General features: G+C 68.5%; 24 protein-coding genes. 11 read left to right on the top strand and 13 right to left on the bottom strand.

From position 1 onward, the window contains the following. Positions 1-14 precede the first annotated feature (14 nt). The 3 genes from ACIA5H_RS03400 to ACIA5H_RS03390 form a co-directional block, all read right to left on the bottom strand. Positions 15-1,406 carry a lanthionine synthetase C family protein gene (locus tag ACIA5H_RS03400; protein ID WP_397073644.1) on the bottom strand — a complete coding sequence of 464 codons (1,392 nt, stop codon included), beginning with the start codon at positions 1,404-1,406 and terminating at the stop codon, positions 15-17. Further along, positions 1,403-4,516, bottom strand: a complete 3,114-nt coding sequence (locus ACIA5H_RS03395; protein WP_397073642.1) for a lantibiotic dehydratase — start codon at positions 4,514-4,516, stop codon at positions 1,403-1,405. The genes ACIA5H_RS03400 and ACIA5H_RS03395 overlap by 4 nt, the downstream gene beginning before the upstream one ends. Positions 4,517-4,592: 76 nt before the next feature. Further along, complete coding sequence (locus ACIA5H_RS03390) at positions 4,593-4,769, bottom strand: gallidermin/nisin family lantibiotic (protein WP_281875328.1); 177 nt, start codon at positions 4,767-4,769, stop codon at positions 4,593-4,595. Positions 4,770-5,024: 255 nt separating this feature from the next. Here ACIA5H_RS03390 and ACIA5H_RS03385 point away from each other — a divergent pair, with 255 nt between their 5' ends. The 5 genes from ACIA5H_RS03385 to ACIA5H_RS03365 are packed head-to-tail and all read left to right on the top strand — an operon-like array spanning position 5,025 to position 8,764. Then, positions 5,025-5,594 (top strand): RNA polymerase sigma factor, encoded by a 570-nt coding sequence (locus ACIA5H_RS03385; RefSeq protein WP_397073639.1) that lies wholly within the window; start codon positions 5,025-5,027, stop codon positions 5,592-5,594. Then, the gene (locus ACIA5H_RS03380) at positions 5,591-6,490 is read left to right on the top strand and encodes a hypothetical protein (protein ID WP_397073637.1); all 900 of its coding nucleotides are present in this window, start codon (positions 5,591-5,593) and stop codon (positions 6,488-6,490) included. The genes ACIA5H_RS03385 and ACIA5H_RS03380 overlap by 4 nt, the downstream gene beginning before the upstream one ends. Then, positions 6,487-7,101 (top strand): hypothetical protein, encoded by a 615-nt coding sequence (locus ACIA5H_RS03375; protein WP_397073635.1) that lies wholly within the window; start codon positions 6,487-6,489, stop codon positions 7,099-7,101. Before ACIA5H_RS03380 ends, ACIA5H_RS03375 begins: the two co-directional genes overlap by 4 nt. Beyond that, positions 7,098-7,871, top strand: a complete 774-nt coding sequence (locus ACIA5H_RS03370) for a hypothetical protein (protein WP_397073633.1) — start codon at positions 7,098-7,100, stop codon at positions 7,869-7,871. The genes ACIA5H_RS03375 and ACIA5H_RS03370 overlap by 4 nt, the downstream gene beginning before the upstream one ends. Before the next feature lie 17 nt (positions 7,872-7,888). Beyond that, positions 7,889-8,764 carry an ATP-binding cassette domain-containing protein gene (locus tag ACIA5H_RS03365; protein ID WP_397073631.1) on the top strand — a complete coding sequence of 292 codons (876 nt, stop codon included), beginning with the start codon at positions 7,889-7,891 and terminating at the stop codon, positions 8,762-8,764. Here the strand turns inward: ACIA5H_RS03365 and ACIA5H_RS03360 are convergent, their stop codons facing one another. After that, on the bottom strand, positions 8,765-9,814 hold the full coding sequence (locus tag ACIA5H_RS03360; protein ID WP_397073629.1) for a glycosyltransferase family 2 protein: 1,050 nt from the start codon (positions 9,812-9,814) through the stop codon (positions 8,765-8,767). A gap of 133 nt (positions 9,815-9,947) precedes the next feature. Between ACIA5H_RS03360 and ACIA5H_RS03355 the strand changes: the two genes are divergently transcribed. Then, positions 9,948-10,331, top strand: a complete 384-nt coding sequence (locus ACIA5H_RS03355) for a DUF2511 domain-containing protein (RefSeq protein ID WP_355073508.1) — start codon at positions 9,948-9,950, stop codon at positions 10,329-10,331. 13 nt (positions 10,332-10,344) lie between these two features. On the opposite strand, the gene ACIA5H_RS03350 is transcribed toward ACIA5H_RS03355, so the two are convergent. From ACIA5H_RS03350 to ACIA5H_RS03325, 6 genes are all read right to left on the bottom strand, one after another. Then, positions 10,345-11,688: a DoxX family protein gene (locus tag ACIA5H_RS03350; RefSeq protein ID WP_397073626.1), complete on the bottom strand. Its 1,344-nt coding sequence runs from the start codon at positions 11,686-11,688 to the stop codon at positions 10,345-10,347. 63 nt (positions 11,689-11,751) lie between these two features. Next, on the bottom strand, positions 11,752-12,048 hold the full coding sequence (locus ACIA5H_RS03345; protein WP_397073624.1) for a hypothetical protein: 297 nt from the start codon (positions 12,046-12,048) through the stop codon (positions 11,752-11,754). 18 nt (positions 12,049-12,066) lie between these two features. After that, on the bottom strand, positions 12,067-12,450 hold the full coding sequence (locus ACIA5H_RS03340) for a hypothetical protein (RefSeq protein ID WP_397073622.1): 384 nt from the start codon (positions 12,448-12,450) through the stop codon (positions 12,067-12,069). A 1-nt stretch (position 12,451) separates the two neighbouring features. Continuing rightward, positions 12,452-12,535 carry a toxin C-terminal domain-containing protein gene (locus ACIA5H_RS03335; RefSeq protein WP_364433334.1) on the bottom strand — a complete coding sequence of 28 codons (84 nt, stop codon included), beginning with the start codon at positions 12,533-12,535 and terminating at the stop codon, positions 12,452-12,454. 62 nt (positions 12,536-12,597) lie between these two features. Continuing rightward, a complete protein-coding gene (locus ACIA5H_RS03330) occupies positions 12,598-12,975 on the bottom strand; it encodes a DUF4258 domain-containing protein (protein WP_397073620.1) in 378 nt (125 codons plus the stop codon). A gap of 207 nt (positions 12,976-13,182) precedes the next feature. Then, the gene (locus ACIA5H_RS03325) at positions 13,183-14,712 is read right to left on the bottom strand and encodes an aldehyde dehydrogenase family protein (RefSeq protein WP_397073618.1); all 1,530 of its coding nucleotides are present in this window, start codon (positions 14,710-14,712) and stop codon (positions 13,183-13,185) included. A gap of 112 nt (positions 14,713-14,824) precedes the next feature. Between ACIA5H_RS03325 and ACIA5H_RS03320 the strand changes: the two genes are divergently transcribed. The 3 genes from ACIA5H_RS03320 to ACIA5H_RS03310 all read left to right on the top strand — a co-directional run bounded on the left by ACIA5H_RS03320 (position 14,825) and on the right by ACIA5H_RS03310 (position 18,044). Further along, on the top strand, positions 14,825-15,277 hold the full coding sequence (locus ACIA5H_RS03320) for an Lrp/AsnC family transcriptional regulator (protein WP_355073522.1): 453 nt from the start codon (positions 14,825-14,827) through the stop codon (positions 15,275-15,277). Between the two features lie 64 nt (positions 15,278-15,341). Next, positions 15,342-16,676: an L-lysine 6-transaminase gene (lat, locus tag ACIA5H_RS03315; RefSeq protein ID WP_397073616.1), complete on the top strand. Its 1,335-nt coding sequence runs from the start codon at positions 15,342-15,344 to the stop codon at positions 16,674-16,676. Between the two features lie 126 nt (positions 16,677-16,802). Next, the gene (locus ACIA5H_RS03310) at positions 16,803-18,044 is read left to right on the top strand and encodes a beta-propeller fold lactonase family protein (RefSeq protein ID WP_397073614.1); all 1,242 of its coding nucleotides are present in this window, start codon (positions 16,803-16,805) and stop codon (positions 18,042-18,044) included. Positions 18,045-18,067: 23 nt separating this feature from the next. On the opposite strand, the gene ACIA5H_RS03305 is transcribed toward ACIA5H_RS03310, so the two are convergent. Then, the gene (locus ACIA5H_RS03305; RefSeq protein ID WP_355073528.1) at positions 18,068-18,412 is read right to left on the bottom strand and encodes a hypothetical protein; all 345 of its coding nucleotides are present in this window, start codon (positions 18,410-18,412) and stop codon (positions 18,068-18,070) included. Positions 18,413-18,595: 183 nt separating this feature from the next. Between ACIA5H_RS03305 and ACIA5H_RS03300 the strand changes: the two genes are divergently transcribed. After that, positions 18,596-20,047 carry a protein kinase gene (locus tag ACIA5H_RS03300; RefSeq protein ID WP_397073611.1) on the top strand — a complete coding sequence of 484 codons (1,452 nt, stop codon included), beginning with the start codon at positions 18,596-18,598 and terminating at the stop codon, positions 20,045-20,047. A gap of 170 nt (positions 20,048-20,217) precedes the next feature. Further along, entirely contained in the window at positions 20,218-22,179 is a 1,962-nt protein-coding gene (locus ACIA5H_RS03295; RefSeq protein ID WP_397073609.1) for a protein kinase, read from the top strand. Between the two features lie 179 nt (positions 22,180-22,358). Here ACIA5H_RS03295 and ACIA5H_RS03290 read toward each other — a convergent pair whose 3' ends face one another. Both ACIA5H_RS03290 and ACIA5H_RS03285 read right to left on the bottom strand, forming a co-directional pair. Beyond that, positions 22,359-23,297, bottom strand: a complete 939-nt coding sequence (locus ACIA5H_RS03290) for a patatin family protein (RefSeq protein ID WP_397073607.1) — start codon at positions 23,295-23,297, stop codon at positions 22,359-22,361. Positions 23,298-23,430: 133 nt separating this feature from the next. Next, a complete protein-coding gene (locus ACIA5H_RS03285; protein WP_397073605.1) occupies positions 23,431-25,236 on the bottom strand; it encodes an acetyl/propionyl/methylcrotonyl-CoA carboxylase subunit alpha in 1,806 nt (601 codons plus the stop codon). Positions 25,237-25,257 lie beyond the last annotated feature (21 nt).

Below are 25,257 nucleotides of genomic sequence, written 5' to 3'. Positions count from 1 at the left end.
CGGAAGTGCACCTTTCAGCTCAATGCCAGGACGCGATCCCACGGACGCGCGGGAGCCTCGGCCGCAGTGCCGAGCATCCCGTCCGGAATCACCGACAACAGCGCGCACGCCACCCCCGCGGAGCCCTCGAGGATCCCGGCGACATCCAACAACTTGAACTCCGTAGGCCCCGGCGCCGACCGCGGATACCGCATCGGATGCCGGAAGCCGAATGGCGCGTCGGCATCCGCCATGGCCAAAATGGTGGAGGCGAGACGGGTTTTCGCGCCGAGCAGCACGTCGTCCCGCTCTGCCGTGCCGATTCGATGGACGATCTGCAGCAAGCCCGCGTAACCGTGGCATACCGTCGGCCCCGCGAGGGTCCAGCGCGATTCGTCCCTGGCGAGGGCATCGTGTAGAGCACGGACGGCGTGCAGGCGCCACTCGGCGATGCCGAGGGTTTCGCCCGCATGGTGCACCGCCGCCGCGACTCCCGGCGCGCCGTAGCACCAGGCGGTCCGCGTGAACAGGCTGCGCGGCGGTGCGGCGGCGACTTCGTCATCGAATCCGACTCGGCAGGGCCAGTACGTGCCCTGGTCGTCGGTGCGTATCCACCGGATCAACCACGTGACCATTCGCACCAGAGCCTCTCGCAGGCCCGGCACCTCGTGGCCACGGCGTAGGGCCAGCGACATGATCATGACCGGCCCTGGAATTCCGTGCGCGAGACCCAGATTGAAGTCACCACGCGGGTAGTCGCGTCGGTCCTGCTCGACTGCTTGCCGTGCTGCGGGGACCCACCAACCAGGTACTTCATGGCCATCGACGGTGATCGGCTGGCTGATGGTCACCAGGTAACCGAGCGTCTCCCGCAGGGCGTGCTCGACCTGCGTGTCGTTCTCGACGGGATCCTCGACCGAATCGAGCAGCAGCCGTGCCGTGCCGGACAAGCCGTTGACTATGTCGTAGCACTCCCAGGAGATGCCGGGTACCGGCGCGGCGCGGCATTGCCGCAGCCGGGTCAGTTGATCAGCGGCGAGCCAGGCGGCGAGCCTGCGCCGCAGACCGGGATAGTGGTCGCTGCAGGTCTGGGTGGCCGCCAGCAAGGAAGCCGGTCCCGCGTACAAGCCCCGGCTCGGTTGATCGGGCAGCACGGCCCCCGCCGCTTGCACATGCCGATGAGTGACGCTGAACCAGTCGGGAATTCTTGCGGCCAACTCAGCGTAGAACAGCGCCGTACCCGGCAGGCCGTTGGACAAGGTCGTCGGGCCCCACATGCCGGCGCCGTAGATGGGATCGCGGTTGTCCGGACGGCCGGCTATGCCGGCGACGGCGGCGGGGTCGCGGAGACGGGCGGCAACGAGCGACACTATTTCGGCGGCCCGCTCGGCCACCGTGCCGACCTGCCGCTGATCGACGTTGCTCATCGCGCGTAGCTCCTCCTGTTGAAGTTGTCCTGCACCGCTCCGCGTGCGATGGCGACGGCTGCCCGCTCCCGATCGCTGTCCCCACCGAAGAGCCGATTGCAGGTCATGTGCATCAGGCTGCCGATGAGCCGGTGGGGCCGGGTCCTGCTGCCCGCTGATGCGAGGCGCAGTTCGCCGACGGCCGCGTCTCGTGGCCGGAGTGCCTCGAGCGCCGCCGCGCCGTGCGGGTCGGCGCGCAGCGTGCTCCACCCGCCGTAAGGGTCGACGATCCCGCGCCAGCGCTGCGCATCCACCCGGTATGTGCCGGGCAGGGTCTTGCGTGAGCCCGTCATCGACAGCCAGGCCATCGCCGCGTCGTCGCTCCGGGCGCCGTGACCTGCCGGGTCCGCCTCTGGCAACCCGAAAGCGTCAGCGATCGCAGCGACGGAAACCGCCGCGAATGCGTCCAGCGAGTGGGTGCACGTGGGCTCCTCGACCAGATCCAAGAAGCGGATCGCGGCCTCGCTGTCGGCTTCGAACACCCGCTCGGCTGCGGCCATCGCCGCCGCACCGCCGTATCGTTCGGTTTCGGCGTCGTACTGGTCGAGGCGATGAGCTCGGATCAGACCACCGCGGTGCAAGTCGTCGAGTCGCCGGCCGAGCGGGCGTACGACAGCGCCCCAGATCTCGTCCGGCACGCCGTGGAAGCGAACCCGTAGATGCGGCCCGTCGGGGTCGGTGTACCGGATGAAGAACCAGCGGTCGCAACCATGCCGGCGTGCCTGCTCGACCAGTTCCGGCAAGTGAACGCGGAGGAAGTCGCTCTGGCGCGACGCCGGCAGGTACAACGCGAGAGACAGCCAGTCGCTTCCGAGTCCGGCCGGTCGGCGGTCCGCTTCCAGGTACCCGCCGTGCGGCGATCGGGCCGGTCGTGCGTCGCGGCGCGACAGTGGGACGACCACCTCCATCGCGTGTCCGTGGATTCCGTCGGTGAAGTCGTCGTCGCCGGGCACCTCGTGGGCGACGATGGCCGGGTCCTTGCGCAGCTCGTCCCACAGCAGTTCCAGATGCGCCGGATCGGTCAGGTCGAACAGCAGCCGTTGATCCATCTGTACGGCCAGGATTCGATCCGGCACCCGCCATTGGCGGCGCCACTGATCGACCGCGGCGGCGAATTCCGATTCGGGCACATCGATCAGCGCGTCCATACGCCATACCGCGGGCGCCAGGACGAGGCGGCGGTGCCGGACACGCGGCACGAACGGCAGTTCCGACAAGCCGGCCCAGGTCCACGGCTCCCACAACCGTTGGCCTTCGAGCCCGATCTCCCAGAGCAGCCGGGAGACGTTGGGCGCTTGCGTCATCGGGCTGATCATGGTGTTGAGCACTGGAACGATCTCACGGCCGGTCGGCAAATGTATCGCGCATATTCGCTCCGTCGTCGCGCCGATGGCCACGTCGGCAAGCGGGATCTCGTCGATACCGGGAGCATCGGGCAGACCGACGCTGATCCGGACACCGCTGTGCACCGTGGAATGCGCGAGGTTCGCGGCCTTGCCGGACCGGGGCATGAAGGACAGATCGACCCGGGCGGCATTCGTGACATGGACCGGAATCGCGGCGGACTCCGCCGCGACGTGCGCACGGAGGTCCGGCGGCAGCAGGTCCGCGAACCGGGCCAGGGTCGCTCCGGCGTGGTGCGAGCCTGGACTCGGGGCTACCACGACACGGAAGTCACCGGCGGACAACGCGTCCAGCGATCGTGCGATGACGTGGAAGGTGATCTCGCACGAGTTCGGTATGTCGGCGGCGGGCTCGTCGCCGGGAATCAACTCGTCGAGCAGCTCGTCGGACAGCTCGATCTCACGGGCGTCATCGCGCAGGGCGGTGCCGATCAGGCGGTGCAACAACCGAATCCGGGACGCGTCGCGGTCGATCGCCCGCTCCGCCGCCTCTTCACTGTTCGGCCAGCTGTATCCGGCGGGCGCACCCAGGCCCCGGGCGGGATCGAGGAGTTCACGGATGCCGATGATCCGATCGGTACCGTAGCGCTCCAGGAACTTCTCGTGATAGTCCCGCAGCGCTGCGAGCCCGAGCTTGGGTGCCGACATCCGCCACATCAGCGCCGCCGCCCGCTCGACTTCGGTGCGTACCTCGTCGGGGAGCTGAACCTCGACATCCAAGGCGGTGTCGATGTGCAGTGGCGTCTCGTGGGCGTGGAATTCGCGCGCCAAGTCGGCTGTCTCGATCAGCCGTGCGGTACCGGGACCCAGTGGTAGCCGGTCGCTCGACCGCCGGTGCTCGTCGATTTCGCGCAGTGCGCGCAACGCGTTCGCGATCGGCGCCGCAGGCTGGTCGATCTCGGTGAGAACCTCGATCACATGGCACAGCGGATCGCCGCCGTCCAGCGGCGGCCGCAGATCGGTAAGCAGGAATTCCTGCTCCACCAGCATTCGGATCAATTCGGCGACACGTGTCGGTGGGGCGCCGAACCGCGTCGCGGTCGTCGTGGTGAGCTCACCTACCGCGACGGTGCGCGCGGCCGCGTCGAGCACCACCTCCACCACGGGCGAGTTGCGTATCGAGACGACCGATCGGGTCGCTCCGTCCAGTGGCGCACCCAGCGGGGACGGACAATCGAGCACGACCCGCTCGCCGTGACGGGTCAGCGCAGTGTGGGTACGAACACGCAAGTGGGGCAACAATCCCGGAAGGGTCTGCAAGTCGTGCACGACACCGAGGAGCCACTGCATGTCGAGATGCGTCCTGGTGCGGTGGGCGGTGCCGCGATCGAGCTTCGCCGACGAGCCGAAGCGCCCGCCCGCCACACCGGAGAAGACCCCGAACGGAGTCGGTCGGGTGCGTGTTCTGATGTCGTAGCGCAGCACCGCCAGGGCGGCGCGCCGCAACTGGTTCGCCTTGATCTCCGCGTGCTCTCCACGGTGGACGCGATCGAGCAGGCGGCCGAGACTCGGCGTCGCCAGCGTGATCGCGGCGCGCAGCTCGTGGTCCGCCACCGCGGCCCGCACGATGTCGAGGTGGCTGCCCGTCGTCGGCACGCCGCTGCCCCCGACGCGCAGCGGAGCCCGAAGCAGGAAGACGTCCCATGCGCGGAAGATCGAATCCGACACCAGCCCAATTCCTTCGAAGTGTTCGATGATGTGGGGTGTCCGGGCCGAGCGGCGGTGCTCGACCCGGACCTCAGGATCAACAGCAGTGGCTGCAGCCGCTGCCGCCACCCGAGCTGGTGCAGCCGGGGGTGCAGTACGACCAGCTGGTGACCGCCGCGTTGCCCTGGATGTTGCCGACACCCACACGGATGTCGAGATCGAACAGGTCGACGGTTTCCACTGTCTCCACCGGTTCCACGGACGCCGTACTCACGGTGTTCTCCCTTCTGAGGCGAGTGCCCGGCCGATCGAACGACTCGGCCGAGGGAGGCCCAGCGATCCCACCGGGCCCTGCGGCCGGTGCTGTCCCCCCGGGTATCGAGAAAAGCAGCGCCCCTGCGGCGGTACAACGTCGCGATCGGTATCTGGCAGCCGCGCCTTGGCTGCCAACATGCGCCGGGCACCGCCGCCCGAATCTCGCCCCCGCCGCGGTTGAACCATTCGGAACCCGACCGCTACACAAGTGGGTGTGGACTCGGACGAAGCGCTGCTGGCCGCGGTGGCAAGGGGGGACCAGGCATGTTTGCGCGTGCTCTACGAGCGGCACGCGCCGACGATGCTGCGGTTGGTTCGCAGGATGACGACGCAGAGCGGGGTCGCCGAGGAGATCCTGCAGGAGACTTGGCTCGCCGTCTGGCGCTCGGCGGACAGCTTCCGCGGCGAGTCGTCGGCGCGCGGCTGGCTGTTCGGCGTCGCGAAGCGTCAGGCCCACAACTATTTGCGCAAGTCCGTGCTGGTGACGGTCGACCTGGACGAGACCGCGGAACTGTCCGACCGGACCGGCACCGTCGAAGACATCGTCCTGGCCAATGCCGCCAGGGGCGATCTCGTCGCGGGAATCCGCGAACTGCCCGAGCATCTGCGTGAGGTGTTGCTGCTCGTCCTGGTCGACGACCTGTCCTATCCGGACGTCGCCGCGATCCTCGGTATCCCGGTCGGCACGGTGAAGAGCCGGATGTCCCATGCCCGTAGGCGGTTGGCGCTGGCGTTGGCCGGCACCACCGCCGACCTGTCCACCCGATATGGAGGTGAGAAGTGACTTCCCCGATCTCATGGGGGCCGCATCTTTCGGATGACCAGTTGGTCGGTGGACGCGACGATGCCGCCGCCGCGCACCTGAGTGCCTGTCCTGATTGTCAGACCCGCGCCGAGGGCTGGCAGAACGTGGCAGTCGCCGCGCGGCAGGCCTCCGCCGCATCGGCCGGTGTGTTCCGCACCCCTTCCTTCGATGCGCTGCTCGGCGATGCCCTCGGCATGCCGTGGTCCACGCCGAGGCGAGCGCGGGCCCTCGGATGGCCCGGGGCGATGTCGGTGGCCGCGGCGCTGGTGCGCGCACAGCTGCGCCTACTGCCGCGCGCGCTGCTCGTGCTGAGCGTGCTCGGCTTCGTGGGGTGCGTCGTCGTGGCCGTGGTGACGAAGCGAAGCGAGTTCGCGCCGACCGTGTTCGGCCTTGCGGTAACCCTGGTGTTCCAGGCCGGAACCCTGACCGCGTGCCGATCGCGATCGGATCCGCGGCTGGAGTTGTTCGGCACTCTGCCCATCCCGCCCGCCGTGGTGTTCGCGTGCAGGCTGGTGCTGGTTCTGCTCGCCGACACCGCGCTCGCGCTGCTCACCTCCGTGGTGGCGAACCGCCTGGGCGCGGCGTCGGACGTCTCGGCCATGATCGCGGGCTGGCTCGGTCCGGCGATGTTCGCCTCGGCGGTCGGTGTCGTCTGCGCGGTCTGGCGTTCCGCGCAGATCGGGGCCGTGGCCGGGGCAGTCGTATGGCTGCTCGGCGCCGCCGCGTCCTCGGATGCCGGTCCGGCGCGACGAATCGGCGCGCTGATCGAGCCACTGTGGTCCACCTCGACGGCATCGCTCGTGCTCGCGGCGCTGCTGCTGGTCGTCGCTGCGGTCGGGATGAGCAGGCCGCGATACGACGCGGTGGTCGGATGAACCCATTCGCGCCGACCCGCTACCACCACGATGTGAATCCGATCTGGCTGTACGAAGCTCGCCGCTGCGGGGGAGGTGTGCTGGCCCTTCCGCTGCTGGTGGCCGCGTTGATCGCCCTCGCGTCGGCCGTGTTCGGCGCCGACGAAGTGTTGTGGAGCGCCGCGTTCGAAGCCATCCCGCTGGTGGCGGGACTGGCTTGTGCGACAGCCGTAGGGCGAGAGCGGTCGATCGAGTTGCAGCTGAGTGTGCCGACGCCGTACCCGGTGACCGTCGGGCGGCGGGTCGCACTCGTCCTCGGTACGACGGCCTGCGCCCTGGTGCTGAGCGGCCTGTCCGCGATGGTCACCGATGGGCCCGCCGTCCTGGCGGGCAATCTGGTCTTCGCGCTCGCGCTGATCAGCATCGCGACTTGGGTCGGCGCCGGTTTCGGTTCCACCAGTGGAGCCTCCGCCGTCGTCACGACGGCGTGGTTGGTCAAACTGTTGCTGCTGAGCGAGGTCGCGCGGCACACTCAGGCGGTGCTACTGCTCGCCCTCGCGGCGTCGTGCGTCCGGCCGACCCTCCTGCGCGTCACCGACAGCGAGGCACAGTTGCGCGGAGCACACCGATGAGCGCCTTCCTGGGGCTGGGTGCGACCATCCGCTATGAGGCGACGCTCGCACTCCGGCAGCGGGTGTTGTGGTTGTCGCTGCTCCCGCTCACCGCGTTGATCATGGTACTCGGCGGCTTTCCGCACGGCCGGAACCGAAGCGGGGAGATGGCCGCGATCGGTGACACCGCTCTGCTGATAAATTTCCTCGGTTCCCTCGGCATCGCCATCGCGCTGGCCGACCGCTTGGCCGGGCAGCGCAGACCCGGTCTGCGCGAATTGTTCGGGGCCACCCCAGCAGGCGGTGGGATCAGGTCTCTCGGTGTCCTTCTCGGGCCGTGGCTGATCGCGTCGATTCCCAGCGCGCTCGTCTTGTCGGCCATGGGCGCGTGGCTGACTATCACCACCGGCGAGCCGGAGCTGTCGGTTGCGGCGGCAGTCGGACTGCTGACGATCGTGGCGCCGGGATCGCTGCTGCTCACCGTCCTGGCCAACGTCGCGAGCCTGCTGCTGCCCAGCACCGTCGTACGCGTGCTGCTCTTACCGTTCTGGTACTGGGCTACGGTGCTGACGCCACTGATCCCTCTCCCGACGGTGGCCAGGACAGTGCTGTCCCCGCTCGGCGACTACCAAGCGGCGCAATGGCTGGACGTCACGCTGGCCCGTCAGGACGGCGGCTGGCTGCATCCGGCGCCCGGCTTCCTCCATGGAGTCGCCGCGCTCGGAATCACCCTCGCGACCACGGCGCTCGCCTTTCTCGTCGGCCATCTGCTGCTGGCCGAGAGCCGCTGAGCTGGAATGGAGTTCGGATGACCATCACCCTGCGCAACGTCACCAAGGTCTATCGAGGCGGCACGGTCGCCTTGCACGAGATAGACCTGACCGTCCTTGAAGGCATGACCGGACTGCTCGGCACCAACGGAGCGGGCAAGACCACCCTGATCCGGATCCTGACCGGAACCATTCGGCCGACCTCGGGGACGGTATCGGTCTGCGGCCACGACCTGTCCACCACCGCGGGTCGCACCGCTGTGAAGCGGCTGCTCGGCTATCTGCCGCAAGAGCTCACGCTCTACGCGGACTTGACCGGACGAGAGTTCCTCGACTATGTCGCTCTGCTCAAGGGTGTCGACGACAAACGGAACCGGTGGTCTCAGATCGACAGCTTGCTGGAGCGGGTCGGATTGGATTCGGCCGGTGCGCAACGGATCGGCCGGTATTCCGGTGGCATGAAACGCCGACTCGGTATCGCGCAGACACTGCTCGGGGACCCGAAGCTGATCATCGTGGACGAACCAACGGCCGGACTCGACCCCGAGGAGCGGATTCGCTTTCGCGCTCTGCTCGGCCGGCTCGGCGGCGATCGGATCGTAGTCCTCTCCACCCACATCCTCGACGACGTGGCGCACAGTTGCCCGATGGCGGCCGTGCTGACCGAAGGCCGGATGGCCTATCACGGCACGACGCCCGGATTGGTTGCCCTGGCCGAGGGCCGGACGCATTTGGTGCGCGCCTCCCACGAGCCGCGCGGCGACTTCACCGTGGTGAACGTCACCAGCACCGCCGAGGGACCGGAGTACCGGATCGTCGGACCGACGCCGCCGCCCGGCTCGCGTCCGGTTGCTCCGACCTTGGACGACGGCTATATCGCTCTGCTGCGAACCGCCAGGGCGGGGACGCCGTGATCACGCCGTCGCGCCGCCGGTGAGTGTCCGCAGGTAAGCGTGCTGACGTGGGAACCGGGCACGCAGCACACCACCGATCGCTTGTGCGTGCTGGTCGGTGGCGCACCACAGCGGAAGCAGGATGGCGTATCGGCCGCCCACGGCCGTGCTACCCAGCTCCTCCAGCAGACAGTGTTTCCCCTGTTGAACGAAGAACTCGCGTAGCTTGTCGTCGACCTCGTCGCGGACTATGCCCTCTGCCGTGCGGTAGCGGCTGGAATCGGCAAGAGCCGCATACCAATCGCGGAGTTCGGTGAGATGAATCGCGCGGGCGGCACTGCGGTGTTCGTCCGTTCCGATGGCCTGCAGAACCGCTTCGGCCTCGGCCTGGCTGTCCACCCACTGCAGTACGACCGCCTGCGGCGGGCGAAGTCCGTTGCGCCTCGTGTGCGGGCCGACCGTAAGGAGCGCGGTGCGCTCGGCGGCGACCGCGAAGTCGAAGCCGTGCCGGGCCGAGCGAAACCACAGATCCCAGTCCTCGTATCCGGCGTGTTCGGTCGTCCAGTAACCGACCTCCGCCAGCAGCTTTCGCACGTGACCGACGCGGGTCGGCTCGAACATGGCATTGGTGGTCTGCAATTCGGGATGCCAGATCAGATCGGTGAAGCCACTGCGATCCAGCTCCGCGTCGGACTCGTCGACCCGTATGCAGCCGGTGGCGGCGAGCGCGGCGCCGCCGTCGAGCAGCCCGAGCAGTGTCGCGAGGTGGATCGGTGACCACCGATCATCGTGGTCCAGGTACGCGACATACGGCGCCGTCGCTGCCGCGACCCCCGCATTGCGCGGCCCTCCGGGGTGCCCGTAGGGGCCGACGCGCAGCAGTTGTATCCGCGGGTCGCGATAGGCGCGGACGACGTCGTCGGTGTCGTCGGTGGAGCCGTCCGAGACGACGAGCAGCGTCCAGTCGGCGACGGTCTGCGCCAATACGCTGTCTATCGTTGCCCGGATCGCCGTGGAACGGTTGAACGTCGCGCACACGATATCGATCCGGGACGGCCGGTGAACGGACAACAACTCTCCTGGGTCGGGTGGGGCCTGTTCTCGACCTTATTCGCCGCGGCTGCCATCGCTGCTCATGAACCGAAAGGTGGCAGTGCGCAACGTTATGGATAGAAGAATTCCACTGTGCTCGGAGGAGGGGACGATGATTCGGCGTCTAGTGATCGGTGTGGTTTCCTGCGGTGTATTGGCCGTCGCGGCGTGTGGTGGCGGTTCGGGGGCCAAGGACCCGGATCATCCGAATCCGGTTCCGGTGCCCGAGCCGACATCCAACAGCCAAGCGGTGGCCAGTGAGAACCTCGGCTACCTGTGGCCGTTCACGATCGCGCACGGCACCATCGAATGCCGCGCGGGCGAGGTTGCGGTGTTCGTCGCTCCGGACGGAAAGGCGTACGCGCTCAACGAAAGAGCAGAACAAGCCGGGCTGGCCAGTATCGAACCCCTGCGCGCGAACGGTGCCGGGGGCGACAAGATCAGTCTCGGCGCCCTGCGCAGCCGCGCGCTGGCGCTCTGCAAGTTCGCGGGCTAGGAAGTCGGGTGGCTCAGCGGCTGTTCGGGTTGTACGGGTAATCCTGCACCCAGTGGAACCGGCGGCTCAGCAATGGAAATGTGCCTGTGTCGAGATGCCGAAGCCCGATCTCCACGCGGTGACCCTCGAGCGTGCCGGACAATCGCGCGCTGTCCGCTGTCGGGGTTTCGAGCGTCAGCGTCGAGATGACGTTCGGCAAGTCGTACCGGCTCAGATCCAACCGATGGTTGGCCAGGTCGACGGTTGCTCGGTAGGCGGTGATGGAGTCGTCCATACGCTGCACCTTGAACTCGCCGGGGTATTCGAAGAACACGCGCCGCCAGCGTCGGTCATCGGTGACGAGCGGCGGCACCTCACGGCCGTCCGATACCAGCCGATCCACCTGCCATATTCCGTACATCGGAGGCCTCGGTCGCCCTTCGCCATGTTCGCTCCACGCGACCAGACAGTCCTGCGCAATGGGGATCGCGATCCACAGCCCCAGCAGTATCTGTCCGAGTAATGCCATGCGGTTCAACCGGCGGGTCTCGAACAGTGCAGGCAGGGTCGACAGCCCGACCGGTCGATGGGACAAAAGCACGTTCAGCAGCCTGCCGAGGTCTGGCGCCAGCAGGAAGACACTCATCGACAACAGATGTAACGACATCGACTTGACCGGTACGTCGTAGGTCAGATTCAGCACGAAGACCTGGGTCAAGCCGATGGTGCCGAGCAGCGCGCCGAGGGTCGTCGTACGCGGCAGCACGAGCAGCATGCCGCCGATGGCTTCGAAACTGCCGATCATGATCTCGTAGGCAGGTGCGGCGCCGACCGACGACCAGAGCAACCCCATCGGCGTCAGCTCGCCGAACGGCGTCACCAGCGTGGTCAACGGTGGTGACGGCATCTGCGTCAACAACACTTTCGCTGTGCCGTACAGCATCAGCTGCCCCGCAAGCGTGAACCGCAGAAATAGCCGGAACCAGACGAGCAGCGCCGGGTAGGCAGCTCGGTGGCGATCCAGAACGGTCCAGACGAGGGTGGCCACGGCAGCGATGACCAACAGACAGCACAGCAGCACCCAGTCGTAGGTCCGGTCGCTGCTCGCGGTCGCTTCGTGCACCAGCGGTTCGTGCACGCCGAAGACATGCGCGGCGGCCCAGTCCACGAGGGGAGCGGGCAGCAGTCCTGCGCTCAGTCCCGCGGACGGTCTGCTCACGAACCCGAGCAAGGGGCTGATCACCTGGGTGCACAAGCAGTAGAGAGCGAAATAGCCGAAACAGAAGCGGAATGCGATGCGCGTCAGTGGGTGCCACGCGCGCACCGCCGGGGCATCGTCTTGTTCCTGACGCGGCTGCGCAGCGATGATCACCGTCATTCGATCTCGATCCTGCACTCGCCGGTGCCGACGAGCGCGGTCAGCGCCCGCGGGGCGGGCGGGTCAATCCGGTGCGATGGACGCCGTGCGCCAGTCGTCGAGTTCCGCCAGGAAGTCGACGAGAACGAGCTGATTGCTCGCGGTGAGTGCGGCGCCGTCGAGGACTTTCTGGAAGATGTGGCGGTACAGCTCGACCGTCGCCCGGTCGTAGTCATAGCGGAACGTCGCCCGGTCGTCGATGCCGTGCATCGGCTCTTCGATGCCGTTGTCGGCCGCGAACCGGGCCAACCGGGCCACCTGCTCTTCGGTCAGGCCATCCGGGAAGAGGATCTGCCACCGATGCGCTGCGGGCTCGGCCATGATGGTGCTCCAATCGTGTCAGTCGAAGTCGAAGAAACTGTCGTCCGCGTCATAGATTTCCTCGCGCGGATACGCCAGGTCTCGCAACCAGTCGTCGAACCGTTGGATGAGCCCGCGGATCGGTGCCAAGTCCTGGCCGGCCGTCGGCTCGTTGTTCACCACCTTGCGCAAGACCTGGCGGCAAGCATCCACTTCGGTGCTGTCGAGGACGCCCGAAAACCAGAACCGCGGGTCTCGCCCCGTCCGGAGGAAAGCCGCCGAGTCCGCAGGGGCCATGCCCTCTGCGACCGCGTAATTCGCGATACGCTCGACGTTCTCCTTCGTGATCCCCGGTTCGAAGCGTATTTGCCACGTTCCGGCGGCGGCCGGAGCAGCCGGGATCCGGTCGTTCGGACGATCCAAGTCAGTCACCAATCCGGTTGAGGTTTTCGTCGTACGTCCCCATCCGGGTGTCCTTCGAGGCGAGCCTTTCCGGGGAACTCGCCATCGGGTGCCGCGAGCGCCACACACATGCGGGCTGTCATCGGCAGTTGCCGGCTCGGAAGACCGCTACATCACCGTGACGATGTAGGCGTCCTCGTTGATCGCCACGGAGACTCCGCCCCAGGTCACCAGCCAGGTGCGGTGCTCGGGCTGCCATTGCCCCTCGTAGTGGCTGTAGATGGCGGACTCGACCTGATCCTCGTTGATCCGGCGCTCGGCCATTCGCTGGCGTGCGTGATCGGTGTATCCCGCGATGTAGTGGGGGCGGCGCCCCGCCACCGCGTCGAAGTCGATCTCGGTCACCGTCGCGGGCCGCTCGCTCAGGACGACGGCGGAACTCGGGCCCGGAACGACGGCGGAAGCCGCCGCCGCGAACGGTATGCCGGACAGCAGAATGGCGAAGCCGGCCAACGGTGCCGCGGCCGCGCGGATGATGGATCGCATAGTTCCCCTCCTGAATGACTTCGGGCGCGCTACCGCCCGGTGGCCGGGTGGCGTCCGAACCGGGCTGCCCACCCACAGCGGATCCCATAGTGCCCCGCTGGGCTCGGGAAACGTCGGCCCATGCGGTTTATGGCACCCGCATGGCAGCCGAGCCGGTCAGGATGTGGCAGCCGCCGCAGGTGTGGCAGCCGGGGAGGGGTGTGGCGTTCAGCCGAACTCGATGCCTTGGGCGAGGGGGAGTTCGGTGGAGTAGTTCACGGTATTGGTGGCTCGGCGCATGTACGACTTCCAGGAGTCCGAGCCGGATTCGCGTCCGCCGCCGGTCTGCTTCTCGCCGCCGAAAGCGCCGCCGATCTCGGCGCCCGAGGTACCGATGTTGACATTGGCGATCCCGCAGTCGGATCCGTCGGCGGCGAGGAAGCGTTCGGCCTCGCGCTGGTCGGTGGTGAAGACGGCGGACGACAGGCCCTGCGGCACTTCGTTGTGCAGGGCGATCGCGCGATCGAAGTCGTCATAGGTGAGCACGTAGAGGATCGGCGCGAAGGTCTCCTCCCGCACCACCGCGGTCTGGGCGGGCATGCGCACGATGGCGGGCCGCACGTAGTAGGCGTCGTCACCGAACCCATCGACTCGCTCGCCGCCGCAGACCAGTTCGCCACCGTCGGTCACGGCCTTGTCGAGTGCCGCGCGCATTCCGGTGTATGCCTTGCCGTCGATCAGCGGCCCGACCAGCACCCCGTCGTCGAACGGATCGCCGACGGACAGTTGCCGGTAGGCCCGTTCGAGTCGGTCCAGCAGCGGGCCGGCCACGCTTCGGTGCACGATCAGCCTGCGCAGTGTCGTGCAGCGCTGCCCGGCCGTGCCCGCCGCCGCGAACACGATGGCTCGCGCCGCGAGGTCGAGGTCCGCGGACGCGGTGACGACCGCGCCGTTGTTGCCGCCCAGTTCCAGCAGGCAGCGCCCGAGCCGCTCGGCCACCCGTGGCGCCACCAGCCGACCCATCCGCACCGAGCCGGTCGCGCTCACCAGCGCTACCCGCTCGTCGTCGACCAGGCGGGAGCCGATGGCGCTCGCACCCTGGATCAATTGATGGATCTCGGGGTCCGCGTCCACTTCGCGGGCCGCTCGCCGCAGCAGCGCGTGACAGGCCAGCGCGGTCAGCGGCGTCGTCTCCGACGGCTTCCACACCACGGTGTCGCCGCAGACCAGCGCGATCGCCGTATTCCATGCCCAGACCGCGACCGGGAAGTTGAACGCCGAGATCACCCCGACCACGCCGAGCGGATGCCAGGTTTCCATCAACCGGTGGCCAGGACGCTCCGAGGGCATGGTGTGGCCGTACAGCTGCCGGGACAGGCCGATGGCGAATTCGCAGACGTCGATCATCTCCTGCACCTCACCCGCGGCCTCGGCGGGGATCTTGCCCGCCTCGAGCGTGACGAGTTCGGCCAGGTCGCTCTTGTGCGCGGTGAGCAGCCGACCGAGGCTGCGCACGACCCCGGCCCGGACGGGCGCTGGAACACCGCGCCAGGCGCGGAAGGCGGTAGCGGCCCGGCCGATCGCGGCGTCGACCTCGTCGAGCGAGCTGGATCGCACGGTGGTCAGCTGCCCTCCGGTGATCGGAGTGCGTGCGGGCAGATCGCCGGGTTCCGGTGGCGGCGCGCCCAATTGGCGCAGCACCGCTTCCGCGCGGGCGGCGAGTCGCTGGGTGGCCTGGTCGTCGAGTACATCGGTCATCTGTTGTTCCGCCATACCTTTCGGCCGCGTCGCGGCGTGTCTGTCCCACATAGCGGGAGGGTGGAGGTCAGGTTCCGGACATGAGGCGGGCTGCCTGAGTTAGCCTTCGCTGATGGCGGATACACCGGCAAGACCCGTACTCGATGACATCGATCGCCTGCTGATTCGTGAACTGATGGCCGATGGACGGGCCACTCTGTCGAACCTGGCCGAAAAGGCGAGTCTGTCGGTGTCCGCGGTGCAGTCACGGGTCCGCCGATTAGAGGCGCGCGGTGTGATCCGCGGGTACACCGCGCACGTCGATCCGGAAGCCCTCGGCCAGCTGCTGTCGGCATTCGTCGCGATCACTCCTCTCGACCCGTCGCAACCCGATGACGCGCCGGCGGTGTTGCAGCACATCCCCGGCATCGAGGCCTGCCATTCGGTGGCCGGTGAGGAGAGCTACATCCTGCTGGTGCGCGTGGCGTCCCCGCGGCACCTCGAGCAGTTGCTCCAAGAGATCAGAGCCACCGCCAATGTGCGCACCAGGAGCACCATCATCCTTCAGACATTCTATGACAAGTGACGATTTGGTGTAATTAATCCGCCATGTTGTAGAGGTTCCGTAAATTTTTACGTACCCTCAGGGCGTGACCATCGAACTGGAACGCACCCGCCCGGCGGTCACCCCCGCCGCCCGGGTGCACGAGATCTTGTCGGCGAGCATCCTGGCCGACGGCTTCGACTTCGTCCTCGACCTCACCCGTTCCCGTGGCTGCCGCCTCGTCGACGAACGCGACGGCAGCCCCTACCTGGACATGTTCGGCTTCTTCGCGTCCAACGCGCTGGGCATGAACCACCCCGCTCTGGCCGAGGACGCCCAGTTCCGGGCCGAGCTGCTCACCGCGGCGGTGAACAAGCCGAGCAACTCCGATGTGTACACCGTCGAGATGGCCCGCTTCGTCGAGACGTTCGTACGGGTGCTCGGCGATCCGCGGCTACCGCATCTGTTCTTCATCGATGGCGGCGGACTCGCGGTGGAGAATGCCCTCAAGATCGCGTTCGACTGGAAGAGCAGGCACAACGAAGCACACGGCCACCCAGCGGAACTCGGCGCCAAAGTGCTGCACCTGACCGGCGCGTTCCACGGCCGCACCGGTTACACCATGTCGCTCACCAATACCGATCCGGTGAAGACCGCGCGCTTCCCGAAATTCGACTGGCCGCGCGTCAAGTCGCCTTATCTCACCGACGCGTTCGACGTCGAGGAGGCGGAGGCCTCCGCGCTGACCCAGGTGCGGCGGGCATTCGAGGAAAGCCCGCACGACATCGCGTGTTTCATCGCCGAGCCGATCCAGGGCGAGGGCGGCGACCGGCATCTGCGTCCACAGTTCCTGCAGGCCGTGCAACGGTTGTGTCACGAGAACGACGCGCTGTTCGTGCTGGACGAGGTGCAGACCGGCGTAGGCATGACCGGAACGGCCTGGGCCTATCAGCAACTCGGCTTGGCGCCGGACGTCGTCGCGTTCGGTAAGCGGACCCAGGTGTGCGGCGTCATGGCGGGTGGACGGGTGGACGAGGTGCCCGACAACGTCTTCGCGGTCAGCTCCCGGCTCAACTCGACCTGGGGCGGCAACCTGGCCGACATGGTGCGCAGCAGGCGCACCCTGGAGGTGCTGGAGCAGGACGCGCTGATCGAACGCTCCCGGCCGTTGGGGGCGCACCTGCTCGAACGACTTGGCGCGCTCGCCGCCCGGCACGCCGATGTCAGCGAGCCGCGCGGGCGCGGCCTGATGTGCGCGATCACCCTGTCGTCCTCCCGGCTGCGCGACGAGGTGCTCACCGCGCTGCGTGAGCGCGAGCACGTGCTGATCCTCGGCACCGGCGAGCGGGGCATCCGGTTCCGTCCTCCGCTGACGGTCACCGGCGCCGAACTGGACGAGGCCGTCGACGCGCTGGATCGGGTGCTGACCAGCCTCGAATAACGCACGGAGGTTCGATCCGGACATTCCGGTGCACTCCGGCGCGGGTGCGCCGGAATTCCGGATTCGGCTCCTAGGCTTCGCACCCATGTCATCTCGTCTTCACCACGCTCCGACAAGGTGCAGCAGGTGAACCGACAGCGGATGTTTCGGCGTTGCGCGCCCCACCTCGTCGTCTCCATGCTGCTGCTGTCGGCGCCGGCCGGCTGCGCGGCCGGTGACGCCGGCACGGTGGGCGACGAGCAGAGCCGGACCGCCCAGATCACCGTCGCGACCCCGGCCGCCGCGGCGGCCCCCACTACAGGCGTGCTCCCACCGCACATGACCGATCCGCTGCCGGGGATGCCGCCGCCGCTCTCAGCGACCGACGTGTACGTGGCCGACCGAGAGCTCAGCCCCACCGTGGCCGACCACCGCCCGCTCGTCTACGTGCCCAACAGCAAGTCGAATACGGTCTCGGTGATCGATCCCGAGACCTTTCGAGTGATCGACACCTATGCGGCGGGCGGCTCGGAACCACAACACGTCGTCCCGTCGTACGACCTGCAGACGCTCTACGTCACCAACGATCTGCCGATCGGCGCGGGCAGCCTGTTGCCGATCGACCCGAGGACGGGCAAGCCGGGCGAACCGTTTCCTGTGCGCGATCCCTACAACATGTACTACACGCCGGACGGCCGGTACGCGCTCGTGGTCGCGGAGGCGGACAAGTCGCTGGATTTCTACGATCCGCGAACCTGGCAGAAGACGCATGCCATGGCGGTGCCCGACTGCGCCGGAGTCGACCACATGGACTTCACGGCCGACGGCCGTTTCGCCCTGGTCTCGTGCGAATTCAGCGGCCGCATGCTGGTTTTCGACGTGGCCGAGCGCAAAGTCGTCAAGCTGGTCGATCTGCCCCGCGGTCGCTCGGGCATGCCGCAGGACGTGAAGCTGTCCCCGGACGGCCACACTTTCTTCGTCGCCGACATGACCGCCGACGGCATTTACCTGTTCGACGCGCACACTTTCGAGAACACCGGATTCGTGCCGACCGGCAAGGGCGCCCACGGCCTCTACATCACCCGCGATTCCGCGCAGATGCTCATCACCAACCGGCACGAAGGCAGCGTCTCGGTGTGGGACTTCGCGGCGAACGGGCTCGTGCGCAAGTGGTTCGTGCCCGGCGGCGGCAGTCCCGATATGGGCAACATCTCCGCGGACGGTCGCGTCTTCTGGGCGTCCGGCCGACACCACGACGAGGTGTACGCCATCGACATCGTCAACTGGAATCTGCTGGCTCGCATCCCGGTAGGGAAAGGGCCACACGGACTCACGATCTGGCCGCAGCCGGGCCGCTACTCCACGGGCCACACCGGCGTCATGCGCTGACCTCGGCCCGGCCTGCGCAGCGGTCAGGACCTGACCGGACGCAACCCCAGACCGCCTTCGACGAAGCGCTGAACGGACGTCAGCCCGGCGTCCAGAGCGGCCTCGTAGCCGGGGCGCGCCCACCCGCTCACCTTCGCGGTGCCGTCGGCCTCGGGCGTCACCCCGATTTCGGCGACCAGCTCGGCTGTGGTCGGTTCGCAGACCGCCCAGGAGAAGTGCGTTTCCTCCGCCCAGCCCGCACCGCGCCGGGCCACGTAGTCCGGTTCGGTGATGCCGCCCGCGGCCAGCGCGGGGCGGTCGTCGATGCGGTCGTCGGCGCGAAGGGCGCGCAGATACCAGGCGCCCGCGTTGATTTCGATCGGCTCCATCAGCGTTCGGCCGTTCCGCCGCGCGTGTCGCCGGCGGGCACTCCGCCGAATTCCGCGACACCGAACGGCCTCGCTGCGACATGATCGGATGGCCGCCACGTCGCTTTTGCGCGTTTCGCGGTAACGAACCGGATTTCGGGTAGCTCGATCATGAGGAAGAGGCTAGCGGGAGGTTCTATCGATATGGGCGAGCTATGGTTCGGCCATTACCGCCTCGATCGGTTGCTGGGCAGCGGCGGCATGGGCGAGGTCTGGCTTGCGCACGACACCACGACCGACCGTGTGGTCGCGTTGAAGCTGCTGCCCACCGCGTACGCGGCGGACCCGAAATTCCGGCAGCGGTTCACCAGGGAGGCTCGGCTAGCCACCCAGGTGCGCGGGCCGCACCTGGTGCCGATCCATTCGTTCGGCGAGCTCGACGGCCGCCTGTACATCGATATGGAGTTCATCGAGGGCTGCGACGTGGCCGCGCTGCTGCGGCGTTCGGGGCGGCTGGACCCGGAGCGGGCGATCGAGATCGTCGCGCAGACGGCCGCCGCGCTCGACATCGCGCACCGTGCCGGCCTGGTGCACCGCGACGTGAAGCCGTCGAACATCATGGTGACGCCCGGCGGCACGGTCTATCTGATCGACTTCGGCACCGCGCACCGCAGCGACCAGCCCGCGCTCACCGCCACCGGCAACGTGGTGGGCACGCTGGCCTACATGGCGCCGGAGCGGTTCGACCGGGCCGCGGGCCCACGTTCGGATCAGTACTCGCTGGCCTGTGTGCTGTTCGAGTGCCTGACCGGGCACCGGCCGTTCGACGACGGCGAGCCGCCACGCCTGTTGCGCGCCCACCTCATGCAAGCCCCGCCGTCGGCATCGGCGCTGAATCCGGCCCTCCCGCCCGCGCTGGACGCGGTGATCGCGCGCGGCATGGCGAAGGACCCGGACCAGCGCTGGTCCAGTGCGGGGGAACTGGCTTCGGCCGCGCACGTGGCGCTGACCGGCCGGGACGCGAACACGGTCGAGCTCGCCTCCGCGGTGCCGACCGTCGTGCTGCCGCCGCTCCGTGCGGTGGCCGCCTCCGGTGTTTCGCCCCGGGCCGGTGTCTCGCCCCGGGCCGGTGTCTCGCCCCGGACCGGTGTCTCGCCCACGACCGGTGTCTCGCCCGGCGCGCGTGCGTCCCTCGGACCACGCCTGGCGCTGGCGTCGTTCGGGGCGCTCGCCGCGGCGGTCGCCGGGTCGTTGTGGCTGGGACGGCCGGACGCGGCCGACGCGGGACCGGCGACAATGCCGCTGCCGTCGTCGAACCAGGACCACGGGGCACCGTCGAACCCGCCGACGCAAGCCCCGGCCGCGCCTGCGCCGATCTCGGCGCCCATCGTGGTCCTGCCCGGCGCGGGCCAGCCGTGCGATCCGGTGGTCGACGTGCACAGCGTCGTTGTGGACGGCCTGGTGCTCACCTGTACTCCGTCGGCGGGCCGCACGAGCTGGCTTCCCACGTCGTCCGCGTCCGGCGGTGTCGCCGTGCGGAACGCCGACGACTCGACCGGGTCCGGGCAGCAGGATTCCGGCGACAAGCATGACCGTGGCAAGCCGGATCACGCGAACCAGGGACATGGCAGGGACAAGCCCAAACCGGGCAAGTAGGCGGGCCGTTGCCGGACTGTCGTCGAGCCCACAGTGGTGTGTGACGCGGGGCGGGGTTACGCTCCGAAGAGGGCCACTTTTACGGCATTCGCGCGGTGACCTGCTGATTTTCGTTCCGCGCCGCGGGGAGGCCGGATCGGCCAGATGTCAACGGGGACTGGAGGTTCGCGATGGGGGAGGTGCGATTCGGGGGCTACCGGCTGGAGCGACTGCTCGGCAAGGGCGGTATGGGGCAAGTGTGGCTCGCCTACGACACGGTGGCCGCGCGGCGGGTGGCGTTGAAGCTGTTGCCTGCCGAACTCGCCGCCGCCGCGGGATATCGCAAGCGATTCGAGCGTGAAGCCGAAGCGGTGGCGCAACTGCGCGATCCGCACGTACCCCGGATCCACCGGTTCGGCGAGATCGACGGCCGGCTCTACATCGACATGCAGTTCGTCGAGGGCACGGATCTGGCGGGCAAACTACTCGCCGAGGGAGCGCTGCCACCGGCCGTCGCGGTCGGCGTCATCGGCCACGTCGCCGCGGCGCTCGATGTGGCGCACCGGCGCGGGCTGGTGCACCGCGACGTCAAACCGTCGAACATCGTCGTGCACCCCAGCGGCTTCACCTACTTGATCGACTTCGGCATCGCGCACGGGCTCGGCCAGACCGCCGTGACCACCACGGGCATGGCGATCGGCACCCTCGCGTACATGGCTCCGGAGCGGTTCACCGGGAAGGTGGACGGACGCGCCGACGTCTACTCGCTCGCCTGCGTGCTCTACGAGTGCCTGACCGGCTCCCGGCCCTACGGCGACACCGACCCCGCACAGCAGATGCACGCCCATCTGATGGCGACGCCCCCGCGAGCCGGTTCGGTGTGCGCCGCTGTCCCCGCCGCTCTGGATGCCGTCATCGCCCGCGGTCTGGCCAAGGAGCCGGACGAAAGATTCGCGACCGCCGGGGAATTCGCCGCAGCCGCGCGATCGGCGATCGGCGTTCCCGACTCGCGAGCCGTGCCGCCGTCGGCCCCCGGGGCGGGTGGCGACGGCGGTCCCCTTGGGCGAGAAGATGTTTCGCCGCGTCCGTCAGCTGGAGCTGCGGCAGAGCGTTTCTCGGAAGCGCCGAGTGCACCGCCACGGCGCATGCCTACCCCGACCAAAGTCATGCCCCAGCCAGGCCCGACGCCGACGCTCGTGGCGACCAGGCTCGACTGGTCCACGGTCACCCCTGGGCCGATCCCCGCCCCGGGCAAGGACGTTTCGCAATCGGGTCCGCCGGTGCGGGGATATGCCGGTCCGTCGGTCGTCCCTGGTCACCCCGCTGCGGGACAGCCATATTCAGCAGGCGGGTATCGAAACGCGCCGTACGCCGTTGGAGGCGGACAGCCGGGTTGGCAGGGCAGATTGCTCGCCCTGCAAGCGCGCGTGTTGTCCCCGAAGCCCGGCCCGATCGCGCCGCCGTACCGCGCGCAGGCGCGCAAGGTCTTCCCGGTGGTCCCGCGTCCGGGTCGGCGGTCGGTTCCCCAGCGGCCGGGCGCCCCGATCCCCCGGCGTCGGCGGAGCTTGCTGTCGAAGCTGATCGGCGCGCTGATCGTGATGTTCCTCGCGCCGTTCGCGTTCGCGGCCGGTTGCGTCGCGTTGATCGCCGCGGGAACCAGAACCGGCGACTCCGGCGCGCCCGCGCCGACTCTGCCGCCCGCGGCGGTGGCGGTGGAACAACCCGGACCGTCCCGGGACGACCCCATGACCGATCCGGCTGCCGTGGCGCCGGTCGGCACTCCCGTTCGCGACGGCAAATTCGAATTCGTCGTAACGAAGGTCGACGCGGGCGTGTCACGCATCGGATTGCAGACGGCCGCCGGTTCGTTTCTGATCGTCACGCTGGCCGTCCGCAATATCTCCGACGAATCGAAGTGGTTCCTGCCGCTGGGCCAGCGCCTGCTGGACACGCAGAACACGCCGTTCGACCACAACGCCACCGCCACCATGTGGCAGAACACCCAACAGCGCCTCGGCTACTCCTTCGAGCTGCGCCCGGGGCAATCCGCCACGACCCAACTCGTCTTCGACCTCCCGCCGACGGTCACTCCCGACCATTTGGAACTCCACGACTTCGTTCTGTCCAACGGCGTCCGAGTCGCCCTCGGCTGAACGTCTTCGCGCGGCGATGCCGGTGCCGATCCGGAAACGGATGCTCTCCGCCCGAACACCTCGCTACCGGGTTGACTCCGCTGCACGGCGCGGCGAGCGCGGTGTCGATCTCGGCCACCTGTACGCGGATCCGCGATGCTCTCGGCGTGCCCGCTGTGGATGGGAAGCGGCGAGCCCGCTCAGGCGGCTGGGAGGACGGCGGACAGCGCGGTGAGGACGGCTTGGCGGCCGATTCGCAGGCCCGCGGCCAGCAGCGTGGTGTCGCGAGCGGCGCTGTCGATGTCGGGAGAGCCGAGGGGCGGGTGGATTTGCAGTACCGAGTCGCCGAGTTCGGCGAGCGCGCGATCCTCGATGTCCTGTTGGCGAGGGCGTTCGAGCCACGCCCGGTACGCGCCGGGAGCCACCGCGCGCATATAACCGCCGCCGACGATCTGGTGCAGGCGCGACGCGGCCGGGCGCCGTTCGTCCACGCGCCGGGTACGCAGGACCAAGGCGAGGGTGGCGCCCGCTCGGACCGCGGTGCGGATCGGCACGGTCTCGGAGAGACCTCCGTCGAAGAAGGCCGAACCGCCCAGGGCGACCGGAGGTCCGGCCAGAATGGGCAGGCCCGCCGACGCGCGCAGCGCGCGCATGAGCGTCCGCTTGTCGGTGATGTGCGGATGCAGGTCGACCGCCTGCCCGGTCCGGATATCGGTGGCGATCGGATGGAACGTCGTGGAGTTGGCGAGGATCGCCTCGAAGTCCATCGGTTCGATGCCGTCGTACACCTGATGCACGAGATACCGCAGATCGAACGCGGGGCGCCCGCGCAGCAGCCGAGCCGGGTCGATGGCACGGCGCATGATGGCAGGATCGGTCCATGAGCGCATGCCGGGGATCGCGCGCCCGCACAACAGCCAGGCGCCGTTGATCGCGCCCGCCGACGTGCCGTATACGGCATCGAATATCCCGGCGAGTCCGAGTTCCTCCAGCGCGGACACCATGCCGCTGGAGTACACGCCCCGGCTGCCGCCTCCCTCCACCACCAGCGCCAGGCGGTGACCGTCGGCACGGCCGCCCGTGGCACGACGCGCGCGGATCACTTCCGCGACAGGAGAGAGACTTGTCGAGCTGGTCACCGGATCACGATACGACACCACGGTATGCGTATCGGTCCAGCGGCGTGACGACGGAGGGACCGCCGCGTGAACAAAGGAGCGGGCGCGAACCTCCAGGTCCGCGCCCGCCCCGTTTCCCGGTCTGCGCCGGGTACTACTTGATCTCCGCCAGAACGGTGCCCTGCGTGATCGCCGCGCCCGCCTCGACGGAAAGGCCGGTGACCACACCCGCCTTGTGCGCGTTGACCGGGTTCTCCATCTTCATGGCCTCGAGCACCACGATCAGATCGCCCGCCTCGACCGACTGGCCCTCTTCCACGGCGACCTTGACGACGGTGCCCTGCATCGGAGCGGTGACGGCGTCACCGGAGGCCGCGCCGCCGCCCGCGCCGCCACGCTTGCGCGGCTTGGGCTTCTTGCGGATCACGCCCGCGCCGTTGCCCGCTGCCCCGCCCGCTCCGGCGCCAACAGTGAAGTTACCCGGCAGCGAGACCTCGACCCGGCGTCCGCCGACCTCGACGACGACCTTCTGCCGCGGCGCTTCCTCGTCCTCGTCGGCCGGGGCGCCCGCGCCGGTGAAGGGCTCGATGGTGTTGACCCACTCGGTTTCGATCCACTTGGTGTAGACCTCGAACTTCTCGCCGTCGCCGATGAACGCCGGGTCCTCGACGATGGCCCGGTGGAACGGGATGACCGTGGCCAGACCGTCGACCTCGAACTCGGCCAGCGCGCGCCGCGCCCGCTCCAGGGCCTGCGTGCGGTTCTCGCCGGTGACGATCAGCTTGGCCAGCATCGAGTCGAACTGCCCGCCGATCACGCTGCCCTGGACCACGCCGGAGTCGACGCGGACACCGGGGCCGGTGGGCTCCTTATAGACGGTGACCGGGCCGGGGGCGGGCAGGAAGTTGCGGCCCGCGTCCTCGCCGTTGATGCGGAACTCGAAGGAGTGGCCGCGCGGCGTCGGGTCCTCGGTGATCTCCAGCTTCTCGCCGTTGGCGATGCGGAACTGCTGGCGCACCAGGTCGAGGCCCGCGGTTTCCTCGGTGACCGGGTGCTCGACCTGCAGACGGGTGTTCACCTCGAGGAAGGAGACCGTCTCGCCCTGCACCAGGTACTCGACGGTGCCCGCGCCGTAGTAGCCGGCTTCCTTGCAGATGGCCTTGGCCGAGGCGTGGATCTTCGCGCGCACTTCGTCGGACAGGAACGGCGCGGGGGCCTCCTCGACGAGCTTCTGGAAGCGCCGCTGCAGCGAGCAGTCGCGGGTGCCCGCGACGATGACGTTGCCGTGCTTGTCGGCGATGACCTGAGCCTCGACGTGGCGGGCCTTGTCCAGGTACTGCTCGACGAAGCACTCGCCGCGACCGAAGGCGGCGGTCGCCTCACGGACGGCCGAGTCGTACAGCTCCGGGATCTCCTCGATGGTGTGCGCGACCTTCATGCCGCGGCCACCGCCGCCGAACGCCGCCTTGATGGCGACCGGCACGCCGTAGGTCTTCGCGAATTCGACGACCTCGCTCGCGTCTTTGACCGGGTCCTTGGTGCCCGCGGCCATCGGCGCCTTCGCGCGCTCGGCAATGTGCCGCGCGGTGACCTTGTCGCCCAGGTCGCGGATGGACTGGGGGGAGGGGCCGATCCAGATCAGCCCGGCGTCGATGACGGCCTGGGCGAAGTCGGCGTTCTCGGAAAGGAAGCCGTAGCCAGGGTGGATGGCGTCGGCGCCGGACTTGGCGGCGGCGTCGAGGATCTTGTCGAAGACGAGATACGACTCGGCCGAGGTCTGCCCGCCCAGGGCGAACGCCTCGTCGGCGAGCTTGACGAACGGGGCATCGGCATCCGGCTCCGCGTAGACGGCGACGCTGCCGATACCGGCATCCTTGGCCGCCCGGATCACGCGCACGGCGATCTCGCCTCGGTTAGCTACGAGTACCTTTGTGATCCGCGCGCTGGCATGGCTGGGCACTGAGCCTCCTGTGTGCATTCT

The sequence above is a fragment of the Nocardia sp. NPDC051900 genome (assembly GCF_044452545.1).
Lineage (GTDB): Bacteria > Actinomycetota > Actinomycetes > Mycobacteriales > Mycobacteriaceae > Nocardia > Nocardia sichangensis.
This window is presented reverse-complemented; position numbering and strand designations above follow the sequence as displayed.

Bases quoted from the DNA above. Each gene is read 5' to 3' on its own strand.
- ACIA5H_RS03330 (WP_397073620.1), bottom strand. From the start codon at position 12,975: ATGCGATCCATCATCCGCGCGGCCGCGGCACCGTTGGCCGGCTTCGCC.
- ACIA5H_RS03365 (WP_397073631.1), top strand. From the start codon at position 7,889: ATGACCATCACCCTGCGCAACGTCACCAAGGTCTATCGAGGCGGCACG.
- ACIA5H_RS03345 (WP_397073624.1), bottom strand. From the start codon at position 12,048: ATGGCCGAGCCCGCAGCGCATCGGTGGCAGATCCTCTTCCCGGATGGC.
- ACIA5H_RS03335 (WP_364433334.1), bottom strand. From the start codon at position 12,535: ATGGCGAGTTCCCCGGAAAGGCTCGCCTCGAAGGACACCCGGATGGGG.
- ACIA5H_RS03295 (WP_397073609.1), top strand. From the start codon at position 20,218: ATGGGGGAGGTGCGATTCGGGGGCTACCGGCTGGAGCGACTGCTCGGC.
- ACIA5H_RS03305 (WP_355073528.1), bottom strand. From the start codon at position 18,412: ATGGAGCCGATCGAAATCAACGCGGGCGCCTGGTATCTGCGCGCCCTT.
- ACIA5H_RS03350 (WP_397073626.1), bottom strand. From the start codon at position 11,688: ATGACGGTGATCATCGCTGCGCAGCCGCGTCAGGAACAAGACGATGCC.
- ACIA5H_RS03300 (WP_397073611.1), top strand. From the start codon at position 18,596: ATGGGCGAGCTATGGTTCGGCCATTACCGCCTCGATCGGTTGCTGGGC.
- ACIA5H_RS03370 (WP_397073633.1), top strand. From the start codon at position 7,098: ATGAGCGCCTTCCTGGGGCTGGGTGCGACCATCCGCTATGAGGCGACG.
- ACIA5H_RS03325 (WP_397073618.1), bottom strand. From the start codon at position 14,712: ATGACCGATGTACTCGACGACCAGGCCACCCAGCGACTCGCCGCCCGC.
- ACIA5H_RS03320 (WP_355073522.1), top strand. From the start codon at position 14,825: ATGGCGGATACACCGGCAAGACCCGTACTCGATGACATCGATCGCCTG.
- ACIA5H_RS03355 (WP_355073508.1), top strand. From the start codon at position 9,948: ATGATTCGGCGTCTAGTGATCGGTGTGGTTTCCTGCGGTGTATTGGCC.
- ACIA5H_RS03400 (WP_397073644.1), bottom strand. From the start codon at position 1,406: ATGAGCAACGTCGATCAGCGGCAGGTCGGCACGGTGGCCGAGCGGGCC.
- ACIA5H_RS03375 (WP_397073635.1), top strand. From the start codon at position 6,487: ATGAACCCATTCGCGCCGACCCGCTACCACCACGATGTGAATCCGATC.